The organism is Imhoffiella purpurea (genome assembly GCF_000585215.1).
Lineage (GTDB): Bacteria > Pseudomonadota > Gammaproteobacteria > Chromatiales > Chromatiaceae > Imhoffiella > Imhoffiella purpurea.
Map to the genome: position 1 here is coordinate 1 of NZ_AONC01000002.1, position 23,499 is coordinate 23,499.

At 66.1% G+C, this 23,499-nt stretch carries 20 protein-coding genes; 9 read left to right on the forward strand and 11 right to left on the reverse strand.

Annotated features, from left to right (window positions below; all coding sequences use genetic code 11):
* The 5 genes from D779_RS00415 to D779_RS00435 all read right to left on the reverse strand — a co-directional run.
* Positions 1 to 1,623, reverse strand: a 1,623-nt coding sequence (locus D779_RS00415; RefSeq protein ID WP_157726286.1) for a CHASE2 domain-containing protein, incomplete at its 3' end; no start/stop codon positions are given.
* A gap of 302 nt (positions 1,624 to 1,925) precedes the next feature.
* Positions 1,926 to 2,183: a hypothetical protein gene (locus D779_RS00420; RefSeq protein ID WP_043747817.1), complete on the reverse strand. Its 258-nt coding sequence runs from the start codon at positions 2,181 to 2,183 to the stop codon at positions 1,926 to 1,928.
* Positions 2,184 to 2,354: 171 nt separating this feature from the next.
* On the reverse strand, positions 2,355 to 2,624 hold the full coding sequence (locus D779_RS00425; protein WP_043747821.1) for a hypothetical protein: 270 nt from the start codon (positions 2,622 to 2,624) through the stop codon (positions 2,355 to 2,357).
* Positions 2,625 to 2,701: 77 nt separating this feature from the next.
* On the reverse strand, positions 2,702 to 6,253 hold the full coding sequence (locus D779_RS00430) for a TonB-dependent receptor domain-containing protein (protein ID WP_157726287.1): 3,552 nt from the start codon (positions 6,251 to 6,253) through the stop codon (positions 2,702 to 2,704).
* Positions 6,254 to 6,266: 13 nt separating this feature from the next.
* A complete protein-coding gene (locus D779_RS00435; protein WP_052347627.1) occupies positions 6,267 to 6,956 on the reverse strand; it encodes a Crp/Fnr family transcriptional regulator in 690 nt (229 codons plus the stop codon).
* A gap of 259 nt (positions 6,957 to 7,215) precedes the next feature.
* On the opposite strand from D779_RS00435, the gene D779_RS00440 reads away from it, so the two are divergent.
* Positions 7,216 to 7,620 (forward strand): secondary thiamine-phosphate synthase enzyme YjbQ, encoded by a 405-nt coding sequence (locus D779_RS00440; RefSeq protein WP_043747826.1) that lies wholly within the window; start codon positions 7,216 to 7,218, stop codon positions 7,618 to 7,620.
* A 101-nt stretch (positions 7,621 to 7,721) separates the two neighbouring features.
* Here the strand turns inward: D779_RS00440 and D779_RS00445 are convergent, their stop codons facing one another.
* Entirely contained in the window at positions 7,722 to 8,798 is a 1,077-nt protein-coding gene (locus D779_RS00445) for a glycosyltransferase (RefSeq protein WP_043747829.1), read from the reverse strand.
* A complete protein-coding gene (locus tag D779_RS00450; RefSeq protein WP_043747832.1) occupies positions 8,795 to 9,835 on the reverse strand; it encodes a glycosyltransferase family 9 protein in 1,041 nt (346 codons plus the stop codon). Before D779_RS00450 ends, D779_RS00445 begins: the two co-directional genes overlap by 4 nt.
* 136 nt (positions 9,836 to 9,971) lie before the next feature.
* On the opposite strand from D779_RS00450, the gene D779_RS00455 reads away from it, so the two are divergent.
* A complete protein-coding gene (locus D779_RS00455; RefSeq protein ID WP_043747833.1) occupies positions 9,972 to 11,255 on the forward strand; it encodes a capsular polysaccharide export protein, LipB/KpsS family in 1,284 nt (427 codons plus the stop codon).
* 648 nt (positions 11,256 to 11,903) lie between these two features.
* Here the strand turns inward: D779_RS00455 and D779_RS00460 are convergent.
* The 3 genes from D779_RS00460 to D779_RS00470 all read right to left on the reverse strand — a co-directional run bounded on the left by D779_RS00460 (position 11,904) and on the right by D779_RS00470 (position 15,075).
* Positions 11,904 to 13,037, reverse strand: coding sequence for a glycosyltransferase (locus D779_RS00460; RefSeq protein WP_043747836.1), 1,134 nt, complete (start codon positions 13,035 to 13,037; stop codon positions 11,904 to 11,906).
* Positions 13,038 to 13,166: 129 nt separating this feature from the next.
* A complete protein-coding gene (locus tag D779_RS00465; RefSeq protein WP_157726288.1) occupies positions 13,167 to 13,844 on the reverse strand; it encodes a hypothetical protein in 678 nt (225 codons plus the stop codon).
* A 10-nt stretch (positions 13,845 to 13,854) separates the two neighbouring features.
* A complete protein-coding gene (locus tag D779_RS00470) occupies positions 13,855 to 15,075 on the reverse strand; it encodes an ammonium transporter (RefSeq protein ID WP_232424028.1) in 1,221 nt (406 codons plus the stop codon).
* Positions 15,076 to 15,406: 331 nt separating this feature from the next.
* Between D779_RS00470 and D779_RS00475 the strand changes: the two genes are divergently transcribed.
* On the forward strand, positions 15,407 to 16,612 hold the full coding sequence (locus D779_RS00475; RefSeq protein ID WP_043747844.1) for a hypothetical protein: 1,206 nt from the start codon (positions 15,407 to 15,409) through the stop codon (positions 16,610 to 16,612).
* Positions 16,613 to 16,663: 51 nt separating this feature from the next.
* On the opposite strand, the gene D779_RS00480 is transcribed toward D779_RS00475, so the two are convergent.
* Entirely contained in the window at positions 16,664 to 17,398 is a 735-nt protein-coding gene (locus D779_RS00480) for a DUF3581 family protein (RefSeq protein WP_043747847.1), read from the reverse strand.
* A 287-nt stretch (positions 17,399 to 17,685) separates the two neighbouring features.
* Here D779_RS00480 and D779_RS00485 point away from each other — a divergent pair, with 287 nt between their 5' ends.
* Genes D779_RS00485 through D779_RS00510 form a run of 6 tightly spaced genes read left to right on the forward strand, consistent with a single transcriptional unit; the run spans position 17,686 to position 23,497 of the window.
* Complete coding sequence (locus tag D779_RS00485) at positions 17,686 to 20,508, forward strand: monovalent cation/H+ antiporter subunit A (RefSeq protein ID WP_043747849.1); 2,823 nt, start codon at positions 17,686 to 17,688, stop codon at positions 20,506 to 20,508.
* Complete coding sequence (locus tag D779_RS00490) at positions 20,496 to 20,837, forward strand: Na+/H+ antiporter subunit C (RefSeq protein ID WP_043747853.1); 342 nt, start codon at positions 20,496 to 20,498, stop codon at positions 20,835 to 20,837. The genes D779_RS00485 and D779_RS00490 overlap by 13 nt, the downstream gene beginning before the upstream one ends.
* Positions 20,834 to 22,363 (forward strand): monovalent cation/H+ antiporter subunit D, encoded by a 1,530-nt coding sequence (locus D779_RS00495; RefSeq protein WP_043747856.1) that lies wholly within the window; start codon positions 20,834 to 20,836, stop codon positions 22,361 to 22,363. Before D779_RS00490 ends, D779_RS00495 begins: the two co-directional genes overlap by 4 nt.
* Positions 22,360 to 22,854, forward strand: coding sequence for a Na+/H+ antiporter subunit E (locus D779_RS00500; RefSeq protein ID WP_043747859.1), 495 nt, complete (start codon positions 22,360 to 22,362; stop codon positions 22,852 to 22,854). Before D779_RS00495 ends, D779_RS00500 begins: the two co-directional genes overlap by 4 nt.
* Positions 22,848 to 23,135: a K+/H+ antiporter subunit F gene (locus D779_RS00505; RefSeq protein ID WP_198295639.1), complete on the forward strand. Its 288-nt coding sequence runs from the start codon at positions 22,848 to 22,850 to the stop codon at positions 23,133 to 23,135. Before D779_RS00500 ends, D779_RS00505 begins: the two co-directional genes overlap by 7 nt.
* A gap of 14 nt (positions 23,136 to 23,149) precedes the next feature.
* Positions 23,150 to 23,497 (forward strand): Na+/H+ antiporter subunit G, encoded by a 348-nt coding sequence (locus D779_RS00510; RefSeq protein ID WP_081763248.1) that lies wholly within the window; start codon positions 23,150 to 23,152, stop codon positions 23,495 to 23,497.
* Positions 23,498 to 23,499: the final 2 nt, after the last annotated feature.

Here is a 23,499-nt window from a genome sequence, read left to right on the forward strand (position 1 = left end):
GCCGCTGCGGCGGATCGGCTCGAACACCACGCCGTAGTGGGCATTGAGCAGGGCGTGCAGATCGCCGGGCGCGAGCCGCTCCGCCAGGCTGGTGTAGCGCTCGCCGTCGGTGGCGATGCAGACCCCCTTCAGAACCTGGCCGCCGGCCTCGGCGCGATGGATCCCGACCGCCAGACCCTCGGCGACGTGCAGCGGCAGATAGCGGGCCAGGGCGGCGGTAATGCGCCGTCTCCCCCGGGCCTCCTCGCGCCAGCCGAGCGCCAGGCCGAGGATCAGGGCGGGGAGCGCCTGCGCCCCGATCGGTACCAGCCAGGGCAGCCAGAGGTCCGCCCGCGCGAAGAGCCCGTAGACCAGGAGCGAATAGAGGCCCGCGAGCAGCAGCAGCACGGGCACGGCCCGGCGGGCGGGCAGCAGCCCGGCGAGGCCGCCCGTCAGCAGCCCCCAGCCGAGCAGCAGCGCCAGGAGCGCGGCGGGCGCCAGGGGACGGACCGACTCGTGGCGCATCAGGTTGGCATAGGCGGTCGCGGCGATCTCGACCCCGCTCATGCGGATGTCCGATCCCGCCCCCGGATAGGTCGTAGCGAGGGTGTCCAGCTGCTCCGATCCGCGCACGGTCGAGACGCCGACGAAGACCGTCCGGCCGCGGAAGCGCTCCAGCTCCGCCGCGTCCATCGTCAGCACGCGCGCGAAGGACAGCGGCTCGATCGTCTGCGGCGGGCCGTAGAACTTAAGATGGCGGCTGTAGTCGGCGCCGTAGAGGTCGACCAGCGCCGCCAGCCGGGCGCGGTCGGCCGCGGAGAGCCCGTCTCGCGCGGAGGCGGCGGCCAGCGCGGCGCGATGCAGCGGCGGATTCGAGGCCAGGGCACCGCGCAGCCGGCGCATGGTCTCGACCAGCCCGGGCGGCTCCAGAAGGCTGGCCGAGTCCGCCGGCAGGTCGGCGAACCGGGCCGGGTCGAACCCCGTCAGCAGCCCGCGGAGCGCCGGATAGAGGTCCAGCGCCCCCAGCTGGAAGGCGGCGGCCGGCAGGGTCGGCGCATCCCCGCTCTCCGGGCGGAAGAGCCAGACCTGGGTCACGCGCTCGGACCCAGCGGGCAGGACGAAGGGCGCCAGGGCCGCCGCCGCGTCGGCGAGCGTCGGGGCGGGATCGCGCAGGACCTCCTGCTTGAGGACCGGCGCGTCCCGGCCTCCGAGCGGGAGGTCGTGGCGCTCGATGCCCTGTGCCAGGACCACGCGCCCGGCGTCCCGGAAGGCCCGGGCCAGATCGGGGTCCGCCGCGCGGGATCCGGCGAAGAGGATGTCGAAGACGATGACCCGCGCCCCGGCCGCGTGCAGCCGCTCGACCAGCCGGGCGTGGAGAGTGCGCGGCCATTCGGGATACCGGCCGCTCAGCCCGAAGGCGTGCTGGGAGGCGCGGTCGACGACGACGAGCGCCACCTCGTCCGGCGGCGGAAGCGGACCGCGCAGCCGGAACAGCCAGCCGAGGACCGGGCTCTCCTCGAGCGCGAGCCCGGCGGGCGAGAGCCCCAGCAAGGCGCCGAGCGGACCCAGGGCGAGTCCGAGCAGCAGGGTCCTAGACAGGCGCTTGGATCCGGGGATGCGGCGAGTAGTCCCAGAGACGCGCATGTTTCAGGTCACGGCGTCTGGGCGACTATAAAAACGAGGCGTCCGAGCCATCCTTGGCCCGAGCGGGACAGACGAGGAATTGGCGTTTCATTGGATGCCGGAATCGCATCCAATCGGCACCATCTTCATATCAAATGAGCGACAAATAAATCTGTCCCCTTTTTCTTTCACGATGATCCAGGGCCATCCTTGGCCCGAATGGGACAGGCGATGAATCGGGGTTTCATTGGAGCCGGAATCGCATCCAATCGGCACCATTTTCATAGCAAATGAGCGACAAATAAATCTGTCAGCTTTTTAGCCTAAAAGCAAACGCGAATATTGCAGATAATGGTGCAAAAACTAACGAAAATGGGATCTTCCTCATCGACAACAACACCAGGAAGTTGAGCCATATCCATGCCTTCGACCACGCCGAAGGTTGTGTCGACAGCCAGCTTGAGATCCAGCGTCTGATTGTTCCAGCTTGCACCCTCGGCAGGGGGCACGGATGCCGACACGGGGCCTACGGCGGCCGCCAGGAGCATGATTGCCAAGAGTCGTGCGTTATTCTTTTTCATGATTCCACCTCGTTCGGTTGGGAGGATGCCGATCGAATGCCTTCCGGGTACTCGATCGGCTCGTGAGTCGAAAACGTGGTTTCCGGCTCGCTTAGTTTTCAGCTATTCATATGCTGGAAGATGTAAATCCATCGTTTGCCAAAGCGGGATACGCGATGTATCGGCGCTCTCTTAGTAGCAAACAACTACGTTGCAGATGATAATGCAAAAGCGGTCGACAGCAGCGCTGTCTTCCTCCTTGCTGAAAGTAACGCTTGGAGGCTGTGTCGTCCCCGACTGCTCGTCCACGCCGGAATCCGTATAGTCCGACAGCTCAAGCACTTTCTTTTCCTCATCCCAGTTTTGGTCGGGATTTTCCAGCATAACAACTCGTTCGATGTCGAGCTTTTCGCCATCGTCGTCCAAGTAGACCAAAGCCACTAGTTTTCTCTTCTCGCTCATGTGCGCTTTCCTCTTGCCTCACGGGGACATCGACCGGAACGAATCCAGCCGCCAAGTCTATTGTGAATCGTGCGGTTTCAGAAATGAACCGCCGTGCGCAGGCTCAGGATTCGCTCGCCGACGAACAGCGGCCGATTGGGATCAGTTTCGACAAATGGGATTTCACGATCGAACAGGTTGTCGATCGAAAGTGCTACGAGTCCCCGGCGGCTTGGCAAACGGTAACCAATCGAGAGATCGAGCGTCCAGAATGAGTTGCTGGCCCGATATACCGCGCCCTCGGGTACGAGGGATTGCCAAACGCCGGTTCCTCGGATCGAACAAAATATCCCGCTCGGCTCGAAATAGGACAGTGTCAGAGGTACCCGGTGGGTACTATCCTCTGTATTATCTTGGATGCGCAGGATATTCTCTTCATAGAAATACTCGAACAGCAGGGCAAGCCGTTCCGAAGGAGTTAAAGCCGCGTAGGCGCGTACGAAGCGCTCATGCCTTTTTTCCAAAAAATCCGCTCCGCCAGGCTCTAGCTTGGGTACCAATACGTCTCGTCGCGATGCCTCGACACCCACGGATAGACGCGCGGAGAGACTTTGATCGATGCCAAAACCGTAACGCCATGAACTTTCGCCGAGACTCCCATCAAAAAGCTGATTGAAGCCTGCAACCTGGGTTGGTTGGATCGTCTGTCTCAGCGTATCGGGACCGCGCAGAGTCCGGAAGGCCGCCGCACGAACAGTTGTCTCAGAAAAGGGGCGCCAAGTGAGGCCGACTTTGGGATTGAGCTGCTCAATGGAGGCCCCAAACCCTGTGGTCTGAGAGCTATCGCTCGGTAGTTCGACCCAGCCCAGCCCGGGGATCAACAGTTCCACTTGGCTCCGGTCTAAGCGATTTTCGTCCCAATCCATCTGGTCCCAGCTCAAGCCTAGTGTAAGATCCAGTCGAGGAAGCGGACGCCAGGTGCTATAGAGCCACAGCGAGTTGAGCGTATTGTCGATGCGATAGTCAGAGACGATATTGGTTCGAATGCGTGACTCCTCCGGACCAAAGATCCCAAGGTAGTCCAGATCGAGATCGATGGCATAATCGAATCGGCTTGCTCCGAGCGATAACCGCATCCCCTCGGAGCGCCAATCCTGGCGCAACTCAGCGCTCGAACCATCATCCGAACCTGTTCCTGAAACCATCGCGATGCTCAAGGGGTCTGCGGGGTCGGCAATTCCGCTGGTGTTTTGGTCCGTGTCGTAGCGTCGATGGATATAGGAAGCCATCAGCACCGACCTGGGCGACCATCTGTAGGTCAAACCCAGTCGAGCGCTCTGGCTGCGGATGTGCTCCCGTGTATCGGTGCCCGTCTCGTCAAGATAAGGCCCCTCATCCCCATCCGTATTCCGAAACTCCGCCTGCACGCCCAGTCTCGGCGTAACCTGCACCTGCGCGAATCCAACCTGAATGTCCTGGTTTTGCCGCCGCATCCCGCCCGACCCCTGGGTCTCGAAGTGATACTGGCCGACACTGAATGCCGCCTTGTCGTACAGCGCGGTCGCCAGGATCTGATCCCCCAGGCTGTCGCGGCCGCCGCCCCAGAGCGAGACCCAGGCGCTGGCGCCGTCGCGCTCGAAGAGCGGGCCGTACTCGGCGAGCCCCAGGGTCGAGGGTCCCAGTGTGTCTGTGATCAGCAGACGGGTCTCGCCCTGGAGCGGGAGCACAGGGGTGCGGGTCAGGGGCTGGAGGAGCTGGGCCTGGAGGAGCTCGCTGACCCGCGCCTCCTCGTGACGCGGGAGGGCGGAATAGACGTCGGCCAGGAGACGGTGTCCGGACTGGTCGTCCGGGGCCTCGTCGACGGCCTGGAAGCCCTGGACCAGGGCCAGCTGATCGAATTCGAGGTCGCGGTAGACCTGGCCGATCGCCGCCGTGCGCGCGGCCGCGTCCGCCTCCAGGGCGCCGGGGGTGCGGAACTGGGCGCGGTTGTCGTTGAGCGCGTAGGAGGTCTCCAGTGCCTCCAGGGCCTCCACCGGACGGTTGTCGGCGCGCAGCTGGATGGCGCGGTACAGCCATGGCGTCGGGTCCCTGGGATCCAGATCGGTGGCGATCTCCAGGGCGGTGGCGGCCCGTCCGCCGCGCCGTTCGTCGAGGTAGGCCTTGCCGAGATAGGTGCGCAGCAGGGACTGGAAGGGATCGAGCGAGACCGCGGTCTCGATCCGGGCGCGGCCCTCGGCGAGCCGGCCCGAGCGGATCTGGGCGATTCCGAGACCCAGATGGGTCACGGGGTTCGCCGGGTCCAGGTCGAGCGCGCGCCCGAAGGCCGCCCGCGCGGCCCCGAGATCGATGCGCAGCAGGGCCGCGAAGCCCTGGGCGCGATGGACCAGGGCCGCCCGCGGGGCCTGGTCCGCCGCCAGGTCGGCGGCCTCCCGGGCCGCGTCGAGCTCGCCCAGGGCCAGCAGCAGCTCGGCGAGCCGGGCGCGCAGCACGCCGTTGCCCGGATCGGCGGCGAGCGCCCGGTCCATCGCCGCCCGCGCCTCGGGCAGGTCGAAGCGGGCCTGTTCGGCATAGGAGAGTGCGAGCCAGGGGAGCGGGCGCTCGGGCGCCGACTCGGTCGCGCCCCGCGCCAGGGCCAGCGCCCGCTCGGCCTCGTCGAGCCCGAGAGCGATGGCGGACTCGATCGCGTCCGAGTCCGGGTTGCCGGGCGCGAACCGGCGGGCGGCGGCGAGCTCGGCGCGCGCCCCGTCCGCGCGCCCGACGCTCAGGAGCAGGGCGGCGCGCAGGTTGTGGAACTCGGCGTCCCGGCGCGCCGGCGGCACCCGGTCGAGCGCGGCGAAGGCGGCCTCGGCGTCTCCGTCCAGGAGCCGCCGGCGGGCCTCGCGCAGCCGCTCGGAAGCCGCCTCCTCGCCCGCGCCCCGGCCGCTCCAGAGGAGCGCCGAGAGCATGGGCTCGTAGGAGATCGCCCACTGCACCGCGTCCTTGGGATCGAGCAGGCGATAGAGCCTGGGCGCCTCGCCGCGGCCCGCGCTCGCGCCCTGACCGGCGCTCAGGCGCAGCTGTCCGCGCGCGTTGGCGACCAGCAGGCTGCCCTCGAAGAGGTCCACCCGGGTCCGCTCCGGATCCACGCGCACCAGCAGCTCGGTGCCGTCCACCAGGGCGTTGGCGAAAGGGGTGTCGATGTGCAGCCGGCGCTTGACCCGGCTGAAGAAGCGCGCGGCGCCCTCGATGAGGTCCAGGTGCCCGTCGCTGGAGGCGCTGTCGGGCGGGAGGATCCGCAGGGTCGTCGACTGATCGAGACGGATCTGGGTGTCCGCCGCGACGAAGCGCACGGCCGCCCGGCTATTGCGGCCGGTGCGCAGGGTGTCGCCCTCGCACAGACCCGCGCCGGGAGAAACCGCTGTCCAGGGACCCGTAGCGCCCTCGCGCCGGGAGACCGCGCCCTCGGCGGAGACGAGCCGGGCGGTGGATTCGGCGCAATCGGCCGCGGTCCCCTCTCCCGCCGCGACCAGGAGCAGCAGGCCGGTGCACAGCAGCGTCGACAGCCAACGGCGCGTCGCGCACCGTCCCGCGGGTCGCCGTTCGGAATGGGCTCCGAGCGCCCGATGGACCGGAAGCATCCCGAGAATGGCTGCGGAGATCGGCCTGGACACCTATCCGACTCCCCTACCAATCCGTCGGCAGCTTTTTCAGGAGGCGAACGCTGCGCCCCTCGACCTCCAGGTATTCGCCCTCGATGAGGGTGTTGAGGACCCGGCGGACCATGTCCCGAGAAGCGCCGACCCGGTCGGCGAGGGCCTGGCGGCTGAGCCCCTCGCAGACCTTGGCGGTCCCATCGGCCTCTGGCCGGGCAAGCGACTCCAGGAGCCGGGCGACCCGCTGATAGACGTTGGCGAGGGCGAATTCCTTGGCTCTGTGGGTGGCGGCGCGCGCGCGCTGGATCAGCAGTTCGATCAGCTCCATGGCCAGGACCGGATCGGTCGCGAGGCGTTCGCTCAGATCCGCGTGGGTGAGCATGGCGCAGCGCGTCGTCTCCGTGGCCATGACCGAGGCGCAACGGGTGCCTCCGTCCATCGCGATCTCACCCAGGATCTCGCCGGGGCCGCACTCGTCGAGTACCAGTTCCCGGCCCTTCTCGTCGCTGTTGTAGACCTTGACGCGCCCGGACATCACCAGCAGCAGGAAGCCGCCGGGATCGCCCTCGCTCATCAGGATGGCCCCCTTGGGATAGGTGCGGACCAGGGCCTTCTCGATGCAGGCCGCGAGGGCGGGATTCATGTCCAGGTTCTTTCCCAGGTCGCCGACACGCCGCGGAGCGGGGTTCGCCAGCGACGCGGTGGGCGTCGAATATGTCATCGAGGACTGGCTCTCTTTCCGTTCGCGGGACGCTCGGCGCACCGGAGCGCTCCGGAGGTTGCGACGGTCCGCTGTCGGGCGGGGCGCAGGCGCGCTGGGCACCTGACGGCCTTAGAATCTGCAGGGATATTACTACAGTTTGGGTGTGCGTCATGCAACTATCGGCTTGTCGCCCATCAGTAAAAACCTCAATTGCAACAGAGGCGAACGTGAAAGGGATTGGGCGGGAGACTCGCCGATCCCTCGGGAGACCGACGACATGCGCGAGAGCATCCATCTATCGACCCATTGCGACCAGGAGCTGGTGGACATCACCGAGAAGGTGAAGGCCGTGATCGGTCGCAGCGGCATCCGTGACGGAATCGTCAACGTCTACGCCCAGGGCGCCACGGCGGCCATCATGATCCAGGAGAACTGGGACGACAGCATTCAGCAGGACGTGATCGCATTTCTCGCCAAGCAGATCCCCAAGGGCGTCTGGCTTCACGACCGCCAGGACGGCAACGGCGACGCCCATCTCAAGGCCGGGCTGGTCGGACCATCGGAGACCATCCCCCTGATCGAGGGACAGCTGGGACTCTCGACCTGGCAGAACCTCTTCCTCTGCGAATTCGACGGACCGCGCTCGGACCGGCGGGTGGTGGTCACGGTGATCGGCGAATGAGCCGCCGGCGCCGAGCGACAGGGCTCTGTGTTGGGCCTCGTACCTCGCCCCAACCGTCCCTTTGATGTTTCGGGGAACTTCCGGGTTCCATCAGACCAGCATCAGACCAGCTCGCGATAGACCGCGAGATTGGCCTCGACCATGGCGTCGATGGAGAACTCGCGCACCATGAGGGCGCGTCCCGCCTGGCCGAGGATCCGTCGGCGCTCGGGGTCGGACAAGAGGATTGCGATGGCCCGGCGCAGGGCCAGCGGATCGCCCGGCGGCACCAGCAGACCATTCTCGCCGTCGCGCACCGCCTCGGGGATGCCGCCGGCCCGGCTCGCGACGATGGGGACGCCGGCGCTCGATGCCTGGAGCAACGAGACCCCGAGCCCCTCCATGAGGGCCGGATGCACGATGAGATCGAAACAGGGCAGCAGCTCCGGTAGGTCGTCGCGGAAACCGGCCAGGACGACCCGGCCGGTCCAGCCCTCGCGCTCGACGCGCTCGCGCAGCGGCCCGGCCAGGGGGCCTTTGCCGAGAAAGACGACACGCAGATCGGGATGGGCGTCGAACAGGGGCGGCAGTGCGTCGAGCAGGACGGCATGCCCTTTGCGCTCGATGAGCTGGGCGATCACGCCGACCAGCAGGGCCTCCGGCTCGACCCCGAGCCGCGCGGCGGCCTGGGACCGCTCGCAGGGATGGGCATAGCTCTCGAAATCGACCGCGCTGCGTGCCAGCCGCAGCTTGTCCGGCGGCAGACCCTCGCCGACCAGGACCCGGCCGATCCCCTCCGAGATGGCGATCACCCGGTCGTGCAGCCGGTACTTGAGGGCGACCAGCCAGCGCGGCTCCGGATTGTCGACCCGTCGGGTGTGAATGACCGGCACACCGGCGAGACGCCCGGCGATCCCGCCCATGACGTCCGCCCCGATCCGGCTGTGCAGATGGATCAGGTCCGGCTCGTGGGCCCGGATCAGACGCCGCAGGCGCATCGCCATCAGCGGATCGGCGTCGCCGTGCATGGGCATGCCCATGACCTGGGCGAACGGCTCGGCGGCGGCGGCGAGGGGGCAGCCGCGCGGACAGGCGAGCAGGTTCCGGTGCCCGCGCGCGGCCAGTCCGCGCAGCAGATTCAGCACCTGGAAGGCACCGCCGTAGAGATGACGCCCACCCTCGACGTGCAGCACCCTCATGCCGTCACCCCCAGCACCTGCCGGGCGGTCTCGACGACCTCGTCGGTGGTGATGGCGCGCATGCAATCGAAGCGGCCCTCGCAGGTCGGCCGTCTCTTGCAGGGCGAACAGGGCAGCGGATGGTAGAGCACCCTGGCGTCCTCCCGGGTGGTGTCCAGATAGGGACAGGTGGAGCCGAACAGCAGCAGGCTCGGCGTACCGAAGGCGATCCCCATGTGACCGAGCCCGGTATCCACGGCGACCAGCAGGTCGGCCCGGTCGATGACGGCCGCCGCCTCGGTGAGACTGGTCTGGCCGGTGAGATCGACCAGATGCTCCTCGGCCTCGTCGGCGATGCGCTGCCCGGCCGCGCGGTCCGCCGGACCGCCGAGCAGCACCGGGACCAGACCGAAGGCATCCCGGATGCGTGGCGCGAGACGCGCCCAGTGACCCTCGAACCAGTGCTTCTGAGGCCGGGTGGTGAAGGGACAGAAGACGGCATAGCCGCCGCCGAGCTCCTCGCGCGCGATGAGCGCCTCCGCGAAGGCCGACTCGGCGGGACCATAGTGGACCGCCATGCGGAAGTCATCGACGGGCAACCCGAGCTGCTCGGCCAGATAGAGATATTCGGACCCGATCCGGTCCGGATCGCCGCCGCGATCCAGGCGGCGGGTCATGAGCCACTGGCTGCCCTCGCGCGAACCGAGTCCGACGCGCTCGCGGGCGCCCGACAGCCAGGTCAGCAGACCGCTCTTGAGCAGCCCCTGGAGATCGATGGCCAGATCGAAATCGCGCGCGATCAGGTTCTCGCGCAGGGTCAGGACGCAGTTCCGGAGCTCGCCGAAACGACGCTCGCGCAGCAGCTGCTGCCAGCGGCGCAGGGGGCAGACGATCACCTCGTCCAAGTCGGGGTGGCGATCGAGTAGCGCGGCGCATTCGGGCTGGACCAGCCAGCAGATGCGCGCTTGCGGCCATCGGCGTCTCAGAGCCGCGATCAGGGGGGAGGAGAAGACGATGTCTCCGATGGCGCTGAGTCGAACGACGAGAATGGATTTCATGCGAATCGCGCCGGGTGTCGCGGCCTGATGTCGGAAATGGGGTCTCGGGCATCCGCGATGCGCCGCGGAACCGAGGCGGAATGGTCGACATGTTAGCATCCACTCCGCGCCCGACGCGCCTGAGAGGAGGCTATCCATGACGCACAAGACCATCGCCTTCATCGAACCCGGACCGAACCTCGTCCAATTTCTCGCGGCGGTCGGCCGGCGACTGGGTCCCGACCATCGAGCGGCCTTCTTCTCGACTCGGGTCAAGAGCCGCAGCCTGCTGCGCCGGCTCGGCCAGGATCCGCAGCCGCGACGGCGGTCCAGACCGGACGCGGACGCTGGACCGCCGCTGGACATGGCGTCCTTGCTGACGCGGCTGCGCAAGACGGGCGACCGTGCCCTGGTGGAAGCGCGTTCGCCCGAGGTGATCCAACTCGCTCGCGACCTCGACGACTTCCTCGATCGGCACGAGCCGGCCGGCATCTTTCTCTGGAACGGATCGGGCCTCAGCGCGGCCATCGCCGATCAGCTGGCGAGCCGGCGCGGCATCCCCCGGATCTTCGCCGAGAACGGCTATCTGCCCAACACCCTTCAGGTGGATCCGCAAGGGGTCAATGCCTTCGCCTCGATCGGTCGCGGGATGGATCTGGACGAGATCCGTTCACTGAGCTACGGCCCGGAGCAGATCCGGGAATTCGAGCGGATGCTCGCCGACTACCGAGCCGGCCGGGCACCGCGGCGCACGCTGCCGCCCGAAGGACGGGTGCGCCCCTCCCCGCTCGCCTATCTGATCCAGGCCTGGCACGACTGGCGCGAGCGCGATCACCATATCGACGGCAATCGTCTGATCCCGCGCGAGATCCCGACGCTGCCGGAGAGGTTCGTCTTCTTTCCCCTGCAGGTCCGCAGCGACAGCCAGCTCACCATGCATTCGCCCATCTACGGCAACCGGCTCGACCAGGCGATCGCGGATCTCAGGGAGGCCATCGGCGCGGTCGCGCCGAACCTGAAGCTGGTCGTCAAGCTCCATCCGGCGGATCTGGGCAAGACGGACTACGATCCGATCGTGCGGGAGTTCCCGGACGTGATCTGGATCGGCGGCGGCGACGTGCGGGGAATCCTGCGGGCGGCCGAGTGCGTCGTGACCGTCAACTCCACGGTCGGGATCGAGGGACTCCTCTTCGACAAACCCGTGGTGACGCTCGGCGACAACTTTTATGTCCGAGAGGGACTGGTCCATCCAGTGACTGAACGCCAGCAGCTCGCGGCCCGATTGTCCGAGGCACTGACCAGGCCGCCGGACCGGGAGCTGATCGCCCAGTATCTGCGCTACCTCTATTTCCACGCCTTCGTCCGCGCCCATTGGCGCGACCATTCGCCCGCCTCGCTCGACAATCTGGCTCGGCGCATCCGGCTGATGGCCGGGGACTAGCCGGCGGCAAATCGGCATGTCGGCCGGTGCGCCGCCGGCTATTTCGCAGTAAAAAACTGCGAAATGACCACCTATTGAACATGGTATTCATTGACGTTTGAGCCAATGGTTCTATCTTGGAAACCGAGGGCGGTCGGAACAAGTGACTGGGCAGAGAAGTATGAAGCCAGCGAAGACAGCACTTGGTCCCTGTTTCGGTGACAGAAGAGCGAACAGGGTTTGTCCGATCAAATATGCACATATCAGAAACGAGGTGATCGACATGACCCAAGAAACCGTGCGCAGTAACGAGCGTCGCGCATTCTGGCTCGCAATCGCCATCTGTGTGGTTCCGCTGATTCCCTATGCACTGCGGGGAGGTGCCTGAGGACGGGTACTTCCGTTCGACGCCGATCCTCTCCATCCATATCAGCCATCCGCAACCATCGAACCGAGGTGAACGACATGACCCAAGAAACCGTGCGTAGCAACGAGCGTCGTGCATTCTGGCTCGCAATCGCCATCTGTGTGGTTCCGCTGATTCCCTATGCCCTACGTGGCGGATCCTGAACGTCGCGCATGACACCAAGGATGGGGTGACCGGCTCCTGGATCATCCTCATCGATCCAGGAGCATCCTCCACCGCAACGGGGCCTCAGGCCCCGTTCTTCATTTCGGCACGGCCTCGGTAGCCAAGGGCGGCAACCCCATGGCCTCCAGATATATGTCCGTGCTCGACTCGATCTCGTAGGGACGAACCGCAGCTTTCAGCAGATCGGCAGGCAGTGGCGCATCCAGGGTGGCGCGCATGGCCTCGGCCAGGCCCTCCGCGTCACCGACGGACACCAAGAGGCCATAGCGGCCATGCCCCAGGATCTCGCGCGGACCGCTCGGACAGTCGGTCGAGACGACCGGCGTGCCGACCGCAAGCGCCTCGATCAGCACGAAACCCAGCCCTTCCCAGCGCGAGGTGAAGGCGAAGAGATCCGCATGGGCCATGTAGGCATAGGGGTTGGACACGTAGCCGGGCAGATCGAAGTCCTGGGCGATCCCGAGCTGCTCGGCCAGGACCAGGAGCCGCTCGCGCGCGGCCCCCTTGCCGAGGATCATGAGCCGGCAGGGACGCTGGGCGCGCAGCAGGGCGAAGGCGCGCAGCAGGGTCTCGAAGTCCTTGCGGCTGCAGAGTTCGCCCGCGCTCAGGATGATCGGCGATCCCGGCTGAGCGAACCAGGGATGATCGGGAAGCGGCTGAGCGGTCTCGAACAGCGCCGCCGGAACGACGGGGGGCGGCACCACCCGGATATGGGATCGCGCCAGCCCCGTGTAGTCGGCCATGTCGTCCGCCACACCCTGGCTGGCGACGATGACCTGATCCGCGAACGGATAGAGATGCCCCATCGAACGGCGCTGGACCCAGCGCTCGAAGGCGCCGCGGCTGGCCAGGTCGATCGAGATGGTGGTGCCCGAGCGCAGCACCAGACGCGTCGGCGCCCGAGCCAGCAGACGGGCGAAGAGCGCGACCCGGTTCACCCGATCCTTGTCCGAAAGCATGGCCGCGGGCCGATAGCGTCTGAGATAGCGCGCAACCGCGGGCAGACAGGCCAAGGTGTGACGCGAACCCAGATCGATCACGCGCACTCCGTCTGGGGTATCGACCAGTTCCGGACCATGCCGGCGCACCTTGAGCAGATCGACCCGGTAGCCGCGCCGAGCCAGCGCCGGGATCAGATGGCGGGCCGCGCGGTCGACTCCGCTGTGGCCGGAGGTGGAGAAAAAACAGGCGATACGGATCGGATCGGGCATGAGGTACTCGTCGGCGGGACGACCTGAATGGGGGATCAAGACATCCGAGCTCTAGGAAGTCCCGATCTTACCCGAACGAGAGCGGCCGGCCTGAAGCGATTCGCCCCTGTATCCCGAGCCATCCGAGGCTCAGAGGAAATTCCTCGGCGGATACAGCCTTGCCTCGGGCAGAGATTCCGCCTCGTTGATGCACCGGGTCAGTAACCGATCGGCCTCGACCGGACCGATGGCCTCCGCCGTCGCCACATAGACCGCGTGGAAGAGGCGCGCGAGATCCGCATCCGTCGCCGTCTCGAGCGCTTCGATCCGGACCTGCCCCGCCGACCAGGCCACGAAGGCCCTGTCAAGCGGCTCCGAGACGCGGACCTTCTTCTTCCTTTGCCTCAGCGAGTGACTGAACTCCTGCATGGCATCGGACCCTTCCATGTGCACCCCGGCCAGGATATTCGTCACCATGCAGACGAATACCACCCAGCTTGGACGTGTCTGAGTCGGCGCCGGAGTCTCGGGTTCCCGATCCGGTGCCGCCGGCGGCACCGGATCGGACACCGAGGAGGAATCCGCTTGGGTTCCCGATTTCAGCAGAAAATGATACAGGGCTCGCCTGAGATCGTGACGCTGTTTCGTCGACAGATCGATCAGACCGGCCGTCTCCGCGACGAAGGCGATGATGTTGATCGATGGGCTGTCGGCGAACCCCGAATCCCAGAGCCGAAGCGCCGATCGGGCATCCTCTGGTTCCAAGGCTTCGGAGAGCGCGAGACGAACGGCCTCTCGCCGCTGGGTGGCGGACATGGTGTTTGCCATGGCTGTGCGCTCAGGATTTCCCGCGGTGGGTCAGATCGCTGTGGAACTCCGGATACCCGACCTCGTAATGCTCGGTGATGTCGAGACCGCGCTGCTCGTGCAGGCTGTCGGCCCGCAGCCCGATCAGGCGATCCATCACCCAGAAGAGGATGAATGAGATTCCGAAGGTCCAGACGAAGCAAACCCAGATGCCAATCAGCTGAATCAGGATGCGATCCGGATCGAAGAGGCCGTCGCGATGGAACAGCCCTGCGGCGAGCGTGCCCCAGACCCCGCAGAAGCCGTGCACCGGAATGGCGCCGACCACGTCGTCCAGCCTCAAGCGAGCCATGAGATCCTGTCCCAGACAGACCAGGATCCCGGCGACGAACCCGGTGAGCACGGCGAACGGCAGATCGATCGAGGCGCAGCCGGCCGTGATGGCGACGAGCCCACCGATCGCGGCGTTCACCGTGGTGGTCATGACGGTCGTGCGGCGGGTGAGGCTCTGGAAGATCAGGGCGCCGACGAAGGCGGATGCGGCGGCCATGTGGGTATTGAGGGCGATCGGCCCGATGTCGGGACTCGCCGTCAGCGTGCTTCCCGCATTGAATCCGAACCAGCCGAGCCAGAGGATGAAGGCGCCGAGCGCGACGTTGGGGAGATTGTGCCCCGGGATCTCGCGCGCGGCACCCGAGCTGCTGAACCGGCCCAGCCGTGGGCCGATGACGATGACGGCGGCGAGCGCGCACCAGGCGCCGACCGAGTGCACCACGGTCGATCCGGCGAAGTCCACGAATCCCATCCTCGCGAGCCATCCCTCTCCACCGAACCACCCGCCCCAGGCCCAGGACCCGAAGACCGAATAGATCAGCGTCGTGATGAGAATGGAGACGAGCACATAGGGCAGGAACCGCATGCGCTCGGCGACGGCACCGGACACGATGGTGGCCGCGGTGGCCGCGAACATGATCTGGAAGAGCAGAAAGGCGGCATCGCGCCCGTCGTGAACGCCGGTCGCGAAATGATCGGTTCCCAGCCAGCCGCTTGGGTTCGCGCCGAACATGACGCCGAATCCGACCAGCCAGAAGGCGAGCGCCCCGAAGCTCATGTCGGCGTAATTCTTCATGATGACGTTGATCGCGTTCTTCGAACGGGCCATTCCGTTCTCGAGCAGGGCGAAGCCCGCCTGCATGAAGAACACCAGAGCGGCGGCGATCACCACCCAGCTAATGTCGGCAGAGGTCTGCAACGGACCCCCATCGGCCAGTGCCGGCCGGGTGACGAAGAGACACAGGATTACGAGAAAAGGGATGGGGCTGCGGGGGTGGCGGAAGAACGGCATATCCGTCAGACCTTGAATTCGCTTGTGAGGATGGATGGATACCGCCAGCGGCCGTGCAGCCGATGACGAAACAGAAAAAACAATGGATTGAAAAGAAGTCTTGGGTGCGGATTATAGGGAAATTCCCTTAATTGAACGCTGACGTTCAGTGTATTACGCACCCGTGACCGATCCGATGGCGCGGCCGCAGCGAGCCTGTACCATGTACCTAGGCGAGGCCAGGAGAGGAACATGGCTCATGAAACGCTATTCACTCACGCTGTCGGGAGAAACCCATCCAGGTACTCCACGTCATGAGGCCGTCGCGGCACTCGCCGAGCTGCTCCGTCTGACGCTTCCGCGCGCCGATACCACGCTCGACGGACGCCCACACCGACTCGAGGGATCGTTTACCCTGGAGCAGGCCAAGGCCGCGCAGCAGCGGTTCGAAGGCGCGGGAATCGACTGCCTGATTCGCGAGGAGGTCAGGGAGACACCGCCGACCGCGGCGGCCGTCTTCGATCAGCCCGGCGACTTCGGCATGGATGCAACCGATATGCGTTGCCCGAGCTGCGACGAGCTGCAACCGTCCGGCGAGATCTGTCGGGCCTGCGGCATCGCCTTCGCCAAATTCGATCACGCCAGAGGCCGTGAAACCGCATCCGCGCGCCAGATCCCTATCAGCCGAACGCAAACCCACGGCTTTCCCTACCGGCTGGTCAACCAGCTCCTGCTGCTCGTCTTCCTGTCGAGCATCGGACTCCTGCTCTGGAGCGGCTGGAAGAAGGGACAGTTTCCTCCGGCGGATTTCTACGATCAGCCGCGGCTGACCGACCCCCGTCAAACGCCGACCGCGACCGAGCCCTTCCAGATCGAGGCCGAGGGGGTCGCATATCGCATCGATCCACTGTTCGACTACGCGCTCGACGGCGTGGTCGTCAGCCTGCACGACAGCGACGTCTTCTGGGACATCTATCACTTCAAGGACTGGAAGGACTTCATCAACATCCGCGATCTCTGCGTGGTCTGGGGCGACAACGTCTCGAGCGGCGCCTTTCGCGGCATGGACTACAAGAACACCACTTGGACCTGCTGGGTCTCCACCCGAGACCCGGTCGCCGCAGGCGCATTCGCCCCGAACCAGCTCTCCAACAACCATCTGCTGACCCACAGCCCCTATCTCTACCGTGCGATCAAGTCGGCCGAGATCGGCGATCAGATCCATTTCAGCGGCAAGCTGGTCAGCTACTCGCACGCCGGCGGTTTCAGCCGCGGGACCAGCACCCGCCGCGACGACAGCGGCAACGGCGCCTGCGAGACCGTCTATGTCGAGGACTTCCAAATCACCCGCACATCCAATCCGGGCTGGCGCCTGATCCATCGCATCGCCTCGGGACTGGCCCTGGTGTCGCTGATCGGCCTGGCGATCCTCTTCTTCGTCGCGCCCTACAGGCCGCACCGTTAGAGACTATCTCCACGGGGGGCTACTCCTGAAATCACAGGAAGAGGGATTTGGTCAAGGATGTGAGGAGACCTTCATATCAGGTCGGGACAGATAGGCCGCCTTCCAGCCGGCATAGCGATCGACCAGTCCTTGCAGCAGATCCCGATCCAGGTCGCGCAGACCGCTCAGGATCAGGGTCTTGGCGCCCCGGCCGATCGGCTCGTCGGCGCTGCTCACCTGGAATTCCAGCCGCGCCTCGCCACGGCGGCCATTCACCTCCAAGCCGCTGCCGACCAGCGACAGATCCAGATCGGTCGCATCCAGCCGATCCAACTCGAAGGACATGCGCTCGTAGATCACCAGCGGACGATCGGTATTGATCATCACGCCCCGCGCCTCCATCAGCGGCACCAGGATATGGGGAAAGTTGTGGCCCGAAAAGGCCACGTAGCGCCGCACCAGGGACTCGGTGAAGGCCCCATCGCGGGTCACCTCGCCGCTCGACCCGATCTCCATACAGGATTTGCCTGAGGCATCCGCGACCAAGACGCCGCCCTCGATCTCGGCGAAGGTCAGGGGCGCGTCCGCGCCCACCATGCCGGTGAAACGAAACGCCATCTTGCGCGCGACGCCGAACCGGCTCAGGGCGATGGCGAACAGCAGATCGCCGGGCACGCAGAAGCGCGGATTGCCGGCGTCGTGGATCGGATTGAAGTCGCCCGCGACGTCCTTGGCGAAGGCACTGCCCTGAGCGGCGGAGATACGGACGCGATCCGCGTCCTGGGTGAAGAAGGGAGAAAGGAACATGGCGTTGCGCTCGATCGGCCGAAAGGGGGCGTGATTCTATACCCACCCGCAGGAACCTATCGCACCAGCAAGGCTCCAACGGCGCCGCCCGTGGACGTCGCGTCCGAACGCAGCCTCGCCGCGCCCGGCGACCTCAAACAGCGAAGCCGATTCCCCCACTCGCGCCGCAGAACGAACAGCCCGCGACGGCCGCCTTCGCTGCCGCGCCCGAACGATCCGTCTCGCGCGAATTCGATGGTATCCTGGGCGCACGACAGGAAACAGCTCACATCAGGGAACCCTCGCGCATGAATCTGTTGTTCGTCGTGCTCATCCCACTGATGGGCGCCGGTTTGACTGCCTGGATTTCGAGATTCGGCCGCCTCTGGTCCGCCTGGATGGCGGGGCTGGTCGCCCTGGCCGCCCTGGGCTGTCTATCTCCCTCGGTATTGGCCGCCTTCGGCGGCGAGACCCTGATCCAGCGCTGGCCCTGGATTCCCGAACTGGGGCTGGAACTGGCCTTCAGACTGGATGGACTGGGCCTGGCCTTCACCGCCATGGTGCTGGGCATCGGGCTGCTGGTCATCCTCTATGCCCGCTACTATCTCTCCGAGCGCGACGACATGGGGCGTTTCTACGCCTTCCTGCTGCTCTTCATGGGATCCATGCTGGGCGTGGTGCTGGCCGAGAACCTCATCCTGCTGCTGATCTTCTGGGAGATGACGAGCCTCTCCTCCTTCCTCCTGATCAGCTACTGGCGCCACGAGGAGGAGGCGCGCAACGGGGCGCGCATGGCGCTCGCCGTGACCGGATTCGGCGGCCTGGCGATGCTGGGCGGCTTCCTGCTGCTGGGGGAGATGGTCGGGAGCTACGATCTGTCGCAGATCCTGCAGGCGGGCGATCAGGTACGCGCCGACCCGCTCTACACCCCCATGCTGGTCCTCATCCTGCTCGGGGCCTTCACCAAGTCGGCCCAGTTCCCCTTCCATTTCTGGCTGCCGCACGCCATGGCGGCACCCACGCCCGTCTCGGCCTATCTGCACTCGGCGACCCTGGTGAAGGCCGGGATCTTCGTGCTGGCCCGGCTGTTCCCGGTGCTGTCCGGAACCATCGAATGGAACTGGCTGGTGGTGGGCACCGGGCTGACCACGCTGCTGGTGGGCGCCTGGTTCGCGCTCTTCCAGCACGATCTCAAGGGACTGCTGGCCTATTCGACCATCAGCCACCTCGGACTCATCACATTGCTGTTCGGGCTGGGGACGCCGCTGGCGGCCGTGGCCGGGATCTTCCACGTCCTCAACCACGCGACCTTCAAGGCATCGCTCTTCATGGCGGCCGGCATCATCGATCACGAGTGCGGCACCCGCGACATGCGCCGGGTCAACGGACTCTGGCGCTACATGCCCTACACGGCCACCCTGGCCATGGTCGCCGCCGCGTCCATGGCCGGCGTGCCCCTGTTCAACGGATTCCTGTCCAAGGAGATGTTCTTCACCGAGACAGCCAGCTTCCTGGCCGAGCACCCCATGGGCTGGCTGCTGACGGTGGCCGTGGCCTTCGCCGGCATCATGGCCGTGGCCTATTCGCTGCGCTTCAGTCACGACGTCTTCTTCAACGGCGAGCCCGTCAACCTGCCGCGCAAACCGCACGAGCCCCCTTTCTGGATGAAGGCGCCGGTCGAGATCCTGGTCGCCATCTGCCTGGTCGTAGGCATATTGCCGGCACTGACCGTGGCTCCACTGCTCCAGGTCGCCGCCGCCAGCCTGCTTCAGGAGCCCCCCCCGAGCTACGACCTGGCGATCTGGCACGGATTCGGCCTCCCCGTGGTCATGAGCGGTGTCGCGCTCATCGGCGGACTCGTGGTCTATGCCGAGCGCAGGCCCCTGTTCGAGATCGCCGACCAGCTGAAGGGCCGGCTCGATGCGCGGGCGGTCTTCGACCACCTGCTCGCCCGTCTCTACACCTTCGCCAGGGCGGTGACCGGGGTACTGGATAGAGGATCGCTGCAGCGTCTGATCCTGCTGTTGCTGCTCTCGGCGATCGGGCTGGGCCTGGCCGGGGCCATCGGCAGCGGCTCGCCATTGACGGGCGAGCGTCCTCGGATGCCGATCGACGGCGTGACCCTATTCATCGCCCTGGCCCTGGCCCTGGTGTCCGGCGCCACCTTGCTGCTGCATCGGCTCCGGCTCACCGCGCTCATCGTAATGGGGGCGATCGGACTCATGGTGTCGCTCCTCTTCGTCAAGTTCTCCGCGCCCGACCTGGCGCTCACCCAGCTCACGGTGGAGGTGGTGACCGTCGTCCTGCTGCTGCTGGCGCTCTATTTCCTGCCGGCGCGCAGCCCGGCCGAGTCCCCGCTCTGGCGCCGTCTGCGCGATCTGGGCCTGGCCCTGGCGGCGGGCGGCGGCGCCGGCGCCCTGGCCTGGTCGATCCTGACCCGCGACTACGACCCCATCTCGGACTACTTCCTGGCCAACAGCGTGCCGGGCGGCGGCGGTCACAACGTGGTCAACGTCATCCTGGTCGACTTCCGCGGTTTCGACACCCTGGGCGAGATCTCCGTTCTGGCCCTGGCCGGACTGGGCATCTACGCCATGCTGTTCAAGCTGCATCTGCCCGGCCCCATGCACAATCCGCTGGGCCGCCCCTGGAACTGGGACCGCCATCCCGACATCATGGCGGCCCTGGCGCGGCTGCTCCTGCCGTTGGCCCTGCTGGTTTCCGTGTTCATTTTCCTGCGCGGCCACAACCAGCCCGGCGGCGGATTCATCGCGGGCCTGGTGACCGCCGCCGCGCTCATCATGCAGTACCTCACCAACGGGGTGGCCTGGACCCATCGGCGTGTTTCGTCCAACATGCACCCGCTGATCGCCGCCGGACTGCTGGTGGCCACGGGCACCGGACTGGCGAGCCTGGTCCTCGGATATCCCTTCCTGACCTCGACCTTCACCCACGTGCATTGGCCGGTGGTGGGCGACTTCGAGCTGGCCTCGGCCATGATCTTCGACCTGGGCGTCTATCTGGTGGTGGTCGGATCGACCCTGCTGATCCTGGTCCACCTGGGCCTGATGCACAGCGCCAGCCACACACCGGCCATCGAAGCCATGAGAGGTACGGCATGGAAGTCCTGATGAGTGCCATGATCGGCGTCCTCACGAGCATCGGGATCTATCTCATCCTGCGCGCCCGGACCTTTCCCCTGGTGATCGGCCTGACCCTGCTCTCCTACGCAGTCAATCTCTTCCTCTTCGCCAGCGGGCGGCTCGGCGTCGGCCAGCCGGCGATCGTCTCGGATTCGTCGATGGGCTATGCGGATCCGCTTCCCCAGGCGCTGGTCCTGACCGCCATCGTCATCAGCTTCGCCATGACGGCCTTCGTGATCATGCTCTCGCTGAAGGCCTACGCCGAGCTGGGCACCGATCAGGTCGATGGCCGCCAGGACGAGGGAGACGCATCTTGAGCCAGCTCGCCATCCTGCCAATCCTGGTCCCGCTCCTGGCGGGAACCCTGCTGCTGCTCACCCGCCGCTGGATCCCGCTGGACCTGAGGCGCGGACTGAATCTGAGCGCCGCCTTCCTCCAACTGGCCCTCGCCGCACTGCTGTTGAGCCGAGTCGAGACCGGAGACATCCTGGTCCACGCCCTGGGGAACTGGCCGGCACCCTACGGGATCGTGCTGGTCGCCGACCGGCTGGCAGCCTGGATGCTGCTGATCACCGCAGCACTCGCCTGTTTCGCGCTGCTGTTCGCGGTGGCGAAGGGAACCGATCGCGGCAGCCGTCATTTCCACCCGCTGTTCCAGCTGCAGCTGTTCGGACTCAACGGCGCCTTCCTGACCGGGGACCTCTTCAATCTGTTCGTCTTCTTCGAGATCCTGCTGCTGGCCTCCTACGGCCTGCTGCTGCACGGTGGCGGGGCCGAGCGCGTCCGCGCCGGTCTGCACTTCGTCGCCCTGAATCTGGTGGGCTCAACGCTGTTCCTGTTCGCGGCGGGCACCCTCTACGGCACCCTGGGCACGCTCAACATGGCCGATCTGGCGGTCGCGGTGTCACGGGTCTCCGAGGAGAATCTGGGGCCGGTGCGGGTCGGCGGGCTGCTGCTGTTCGGCGTCTTCGCGCTCAAGACGGCACTGTTCCCGCTGCATCTGTGGCTGCCCACCACCTACGCCGCGACCTCGGCGGCGGTCGCGGCGCTCTTCGCCATCATGACCAAGGTCGGCGCCTACTGTCTGCTGCGCGTCGGGACGCTGGTGTTCGGACCCGATGCCGGCCCGCTCGCCGGACTCTATGCCGACTGGCTGCTGCCGCTCGCGGTCGCGACCCTGATCCTGGGCTCGCTCGGCGCACTCGCGGCGACCAGACTGCGCACCCAGGTGGGCTATCTGGTTCTGGTCTCGGTGGGACTCCTGCTGACGGCGCTCGGGCTCTCGACACGCAGCGGAATGGGCGCGGGCCTCTATTACCTGGCACACACCACCTTCGCGACGGCGGCGCTGTTCCTGATCGCCGAACTGATCGCCAACGGACGAGGACAGCTCTCGGATCGACTCGACCCAGGCCCCGTCATCCCCCTGGCGGGATGGCTCGGCGGACTCTTCTTCGTCTCGGGACTCCTGATGACCGGACTGCCGCCGCTATCGGGATTCGTCGGCAAGCTGGCCGTGCTGCGCGCGACCCTCGAGACGCCCATCTGGCCCTGGCTGACGGCGGCCATCCTGGGCAGCTCGCTGCTGGGAATCGTAGCCGTCGTCCGTTCGGGCAGTCTGCTGTTCCTGCGTGCCGAGGGTAGGGCCGAAGATCCTCCACCGGTCTCGGCACCGCTTTCCAATATCCTTCCCATCCTGGCCCTCATGGGTATCTGTCTCGCCCTGACCGTCTGGGCCGAGCCCGTGCTGAAGCTCATGACGGAGGTCGGCGAGCAGCTCCTTCGGCCCGGGGACTATATCCAGGCGGTCCTGGCCCCGAACGCGGGGAGAGCCTCGCCATGAAGATACGTCTGCTGCCCCATCCGATCCTGACCCCCGTGCTCGCGATCGTCTGGATCCTGCTGTCCAACGGCTTCACGATCGGTCATCTGCTGCTCGGGCTGCTCCTGGGCTGGATCATCCCCATCTTCACGCTCCGCTTCTGGCCCGATCGCATCCACATCAAACGACCGCTGGCACTGCTGCGCTTCGTCGGGATGCTGTTCCATGACATCCTGACCGCGAACGTCGCCGTCGCCTATTACATCCTGCGCGGATCGCGCCGGGTGACGCCCGGGTTCGTCGTGGTTCCGCTCGAACTGGAATCCGATTTCGGCATCAGCCTGCTGGCGAACACCATCTCGCTCACCCCTGGAACCGTCTCGGCTTGGCTCGATCCGGAGCGGCGCCATCTGGTGGTACACGGACTGAACGTGCGCAATCCCGAGGCACTGGTCGAGAGCATCAAGCAGCGCTACGAGGCGCCATTGCTGGAGATTTTCGAGTCATGCTGAATCCCGCGAACCTGCTGGAACTGGCGATCCTGATCGGACAGGGACTGGTGACGGCCGCGCTGGCGCTGACCCTGTGGCGACTGCTGAGCGGACCCGAGAAGCCGGATCGCATCCTGGCGCTGGATACCCTCTATGTGAACGCCATCGCCCTGCTCGTCCTGATCGGCATCCAGCGCAATTCGTCGCTCTATTTCGAGGCCGCGCTCCTGATCGCCATGATGGGATTCGTGGGAACGGTCGCGCTCTGCAAGTATCTGCTGCGCGGCGACATCATCGAATAGCCGGGATACACGCGATGGAATATTCACTGCTGGACATCTTTCTGTCCGTCCTCATCCTGTTCGGCGGGATCTTCACCTTCATCGGCTCGCTCGGTCTGGTGCGTCTGCGCGACTTCTACAGCCGGCTGCACGGCCCGACCAAGGCCACCACGCTGGGCGTCGGCAGCCTGCTGATCGCCTCCGTGATTCATTTCAGCACCCAAGAGACCGGCCTGAGCCTGCACGAGTTGCTGATCACTCTCTTCCTCTTCATCACCGCGCCGGTCAGCGCCCATCTGCTGTCCAAGGCGGCGATCCATCTGCGGGTCCGGTCGGTGGCCAAGCTGCCGGCGATCATCGAAGAGACGGAGCGATCGGACTGAGT